The organism is Ruminococcus sp. (genome assembly GCF_017650195.1).
Lineage (GTDB): Bacteria > Bacillota > Clostridia > Oscillospirales > Ruminococcaceae > Ruminococcus.
In genome coordinates, this window is sequence record NZ_JAGCFH010000261.1 from 1 (window position 1) to 3,260 (window position 3,260).

Consider the following 3,260-nt stretch of genomic DNA (forward strand, 5'->3'; position numbering starts at 1 on the left):
CGGCACTCATAAGATAATACAGAAGTCTGTTGTGTTCAAGGACCTCGGACTTGCCATAATCGACGAGGAGCAGCGCTTCGGCGTGGCTCACAAGGAGAAGTTCAAAGAGAGCTTTACCGGAGTAGACGTGCTTATGCTATCGGCAACTCCCATACCCCGTACACTTAATATGGCGATGAGTGGCATACGCGATATGTCGGTAATAGAAGAACCACCCCAGGACAGATATCCGGTACAGACCTACGTTATAGAATACAATATGGGAACTGTTGTGCAGGCTATCGTCAGAGAACTTCGCCGTGGAGGACAGGTATATTATATCCACAACCGCGTGGAGACCATACAAGCCTGTGCCTCACGCTTGCAGGAACTGCTTCCCGAAGCACGTATAGCTGTGGCGCACGGTCAGATGAGTGAGGACGATATGTCGGATATATGGGAGCAGCTCGTGGAGCACGATGTGGATATCCTCGTATGCACCACTATCATAGAAACAGGCGTTGATGTACCTAATGTAAATACCCTTATCATAGAGGACTCAGACCGATTCGGACTTTCCCAGCTGTATCAGCTGCGCGGACGTGTGGGGCGCTCAAACCGCAGAGGCTATGCGTATTTTACCTATCAGCGCGATAAGGTTCTTACGGAGATAGCCACAAAGAGACTGAATGCCATGCGCGAGTTCACACAGTTCGGAAGCGGCTTCCGCATAGCTCTCAGGGACCTTGAGATAAGAGGAGCAGGAAGCATACTCGGCGGCAGGCAGCATGGACACATGGAGGCTGTAGGATATGATATGTATTTGCAGCTGCTTTCCGAGGCTATATCAGAGGAAAAAGGCGAACAGCCGGAAAAAATACCGGAGTGTCTCGTGGATATACAGATAGACGCACATATCCCCGAGGACTACATATCGAGTCTTAACCAGCGTATAGATATGTACCGGAAGATAATGCTGGTTAATAACGAGCAGGATAAATCCGACCTTATTGACGAACTTATCGATCGCTACGGCGATCCGCCCAAGTCGGTAGTGGGACTTATAGACGTATCACTGCTGAGAAATAAGGCTGCGCATCTCGGTATCACCGAGATATCTCAAAGGAACGGCGCTATGTACTTCTATACGGAGTATGTATCTACAGATCAGATAGCTGCTCTTCAAAAGGCATACAAGGGCAGGATAGCCTTCAACGGAGCAGGCAAATCCTACGTGTCCGTGAAGATATCTCCGAAGACACTGCCCTTTGATATGATGATAGAGACCGTGGATATATTCTATCAGCATCGCGAAATCAGCCATTAGTTTGCAGGGACGGAAAAGATTCTTCCCCTTAACTGTTCGCTTGCCGAAACTCTTATGATAGGCTTGTGAAAAAAGTTCCAAATCACTTTACACGGTCGGATTTTTGTGCTACAATGATTTTGTAAAGAAGAGATACGGAGTGTTACAGTACACACAAAGGAGATACATAATATGAATTATAAGAGCTTTATCGCAGGTGCTATGGCTTTTGCCCTTGCAGCCTGTGCGGCTGGATGTTCGGATAAAAAAGAATCCGACTCCAATCCCGATACCAGCAAGGATACTACAGCTCCTGTGGATACTACTGTTCCCGAGGAGACCACAGAAGAAGTGACCGATGAGGAGCTTCCGCCGCCTGTTGCAGTTGAAGCATCAGATCCGAATACCGTTACATTTGATGACGGTGTATTTGATTTTGTCACTACAAGGAGTGAGGATAAGGATTGTGCTTCCGGAACTCTTTCAGTGACCGAGCTCATGGGTAATAAGATGCTAAGATTCGCCGATGACAATACCGTTCCACTTGAAGGAAAGGTGCAGAAGGTGATAATCAGTGCTACAAAGCTTCTTGGCAGCGAGGGTGCGGCAAAGGTCCGCAGTATAGAGTTTGACCTTTACGCTCAGGCTACCGCAGACCATCTCAAGACCGATGACGCAGAGGGAGTAAGAGCTCCCGGCTGGATAGGTGGAGGTGGCGGTACAGTCACCGCTAAGGAGGACCAGTGGTATGACTTCAAGGAGTTCAGCGGTGGAGAGTACAATTTCGAGAATTCCGGTGCAGTACACGGTGTATTCAAGTTCCTTCTTGCTGACAGCGGAATGTGCTGGAGCGAAGAAATGGAGGACGCTAACTTCCTTATCATGCGTTGGGGCATAGCCAACGAGTCTGATATGTATATCGACAATATCGTATTCTATGACGAGGACGGCAATTCCATACCTCTTGCAGAGCGTACTGAGGATGCAGCCGCGGTGGAGAATGCTACTGACGGTGCAGAAAACTAAAATGTATAACGCAAAGCGCTTCCGAGTATATCAGAAGCGCTTTTTGAATGTCAGTCAAAATAAAATATATCCTCAAATTTCTTATCGAGAGCGATACAGAGTATCAGTGCCAGCTTGGCTGTGGGATTGAACTGCCCTGTCTCTATGGAACTTATTGTATTACGGGACACGCCCACCATTTTCGCCAGCTCGTCCTGTGAGAGCCGCTGCTCCTTGCGTATCTCTTTCAGCCGGTTCCGGAGTACAAGTGAATCGTCTATCATTGAGCCACCGCCTTATGGTTTTGAGCCGAAAAGCTCACGTACAGCGATACAGGTCAGTATGAGGAACCATAAGCCTATTAATGCAGCACATAGAATATCCCCGGAATTTTTGCTCTTTATGGTTCTATGAAGCTGCATTGAAAAAAGCATACATATCGCAGTTGCGAGTGCTCCGTAATTCATTTTTTCTGTGACAAGAATCGTCATTACTGCAAATAAGCAGGTGAAAAGCATAGTGAAGATCACGGCGAATCTTGAATCACTTCTTGCCCTGCCTATCTCCGCGATGTCGCGGTTTTTGTTTTCCTGTCTGCTTTTTTCTAGGATCTCTTCCTTGTTCATATTTTTTCCTCCTTTTTATTCCCTGCTCGTTACCATAATTGCAGTATCCACAATTATCAGTATTACAGCAATTATAAGATACATGACCCCTAAAGTGATGTAAGTTTTTTTCTTTTTGTATTTACTGCGTGCGAGGCAACCAGCACCAACACCTGCCTCAACGATCGCCCATAGTCCTAAATCTGCCCTTTTCAGCATGAATAAATGTATAAAAAAGACTATACTTACAGTGACTGCCATTGTTACATAGATGTAGTTATATACCTTCTGCATGGTAGTTTCTTCAATCGGGTCGTGTTTTTTATAGTCGTTCTTGCTCTTTTCGAGGATTTCTTCCTTGTTCA

5 protein-coding genes are annotated in these 3,260 nt (G+C 46.4%); 2 read left to right on the forward strand and 3 right to left on the reverse strand.

The annotated features are described in order from the left end of the window. Both J6U00_RS11815 and J6U00_RS11820 read left to right on the forward strand, forming a co-directional pair. The coding region (locus J6U00_RS11815; RefSeq protein ID WP_296582095.1) for a TRCF domain-containing protein at positions 1-1,306 on the forward strand (1,306 nt) is incomplete at its 5' end. A 171-nt stretch (positions 1,307-1,477) separates the two neighbouring features. Further along, positions 1,478-2,311: a hypothetical protein gene (locus J6U00_RS11820; protein WP_296582098.1), complete on the forward strand. Its 834-nt coding sequence runs from the start codon at positions 1,478-1,480 to the stop codon at positions 2,309-2,311. A gap of 50 nt (positions 2,312-2,361) precedes the next feature. Here J6U00_RS11820 and J6U00_RS11825 read toward each other — a convergent pair whose 3' ends face one another. The 3 genes from J6U00_RS11825 to J6U00_RS11835 all read right to left on the reverse strand — a co-directional run. Then, positions 2,362-2,571 carry a helix-turn-helix transcriptional regulator gene (locus J6U00_RS11825; protein WP_296582104.1) on the reverse strand — a complete coding sequence of 70 codons (210 nt, stop codon included), beginning with the start codon at positions 2,569-2,571 and terminating at the stop codon, positions 2,362-2,364. Between the two features lie 15 nt (positions 2,572-2,586). Further along, on the reverse strand, positions 2,587-2,916 hold the full coding sequence (locus J6U00_RS11830; RefSeq protein WP_296582100.1) for a DUF6442 family protein: 330 nt from the start codon (positions 2,914-2,916) through the stop codon (positions 2,587-2,589). A gap of 15 nt (positions 2,917-2,931) precedes the next feature. Then, positions 2,932-3,260: DUF6442 family protein (locus J6U00_RS11835; RefSeq protein WP_296582102.1), on the reverse strand; the 329-nt coding region annotated here is incomplete at its 5' end.

Bases quoted from the DNA above. Each gene is read 5' to 3' on its own strand.
- J6U00_RS11820 (WP_296582098.1), top strand. From the start codon at position 1,478: ATGAATTATAAGAGCTTTATCGCAGGTGCTATGGCTTTTGCCCTTGCA.
- J6U00_RS11830 (WP_296582100.1), bottom strand. From the start codon at position 2,916: ATGAACAAGGAAGAGATCCTAGAAAAAAGCAGACAGGAAAACAAAAAC.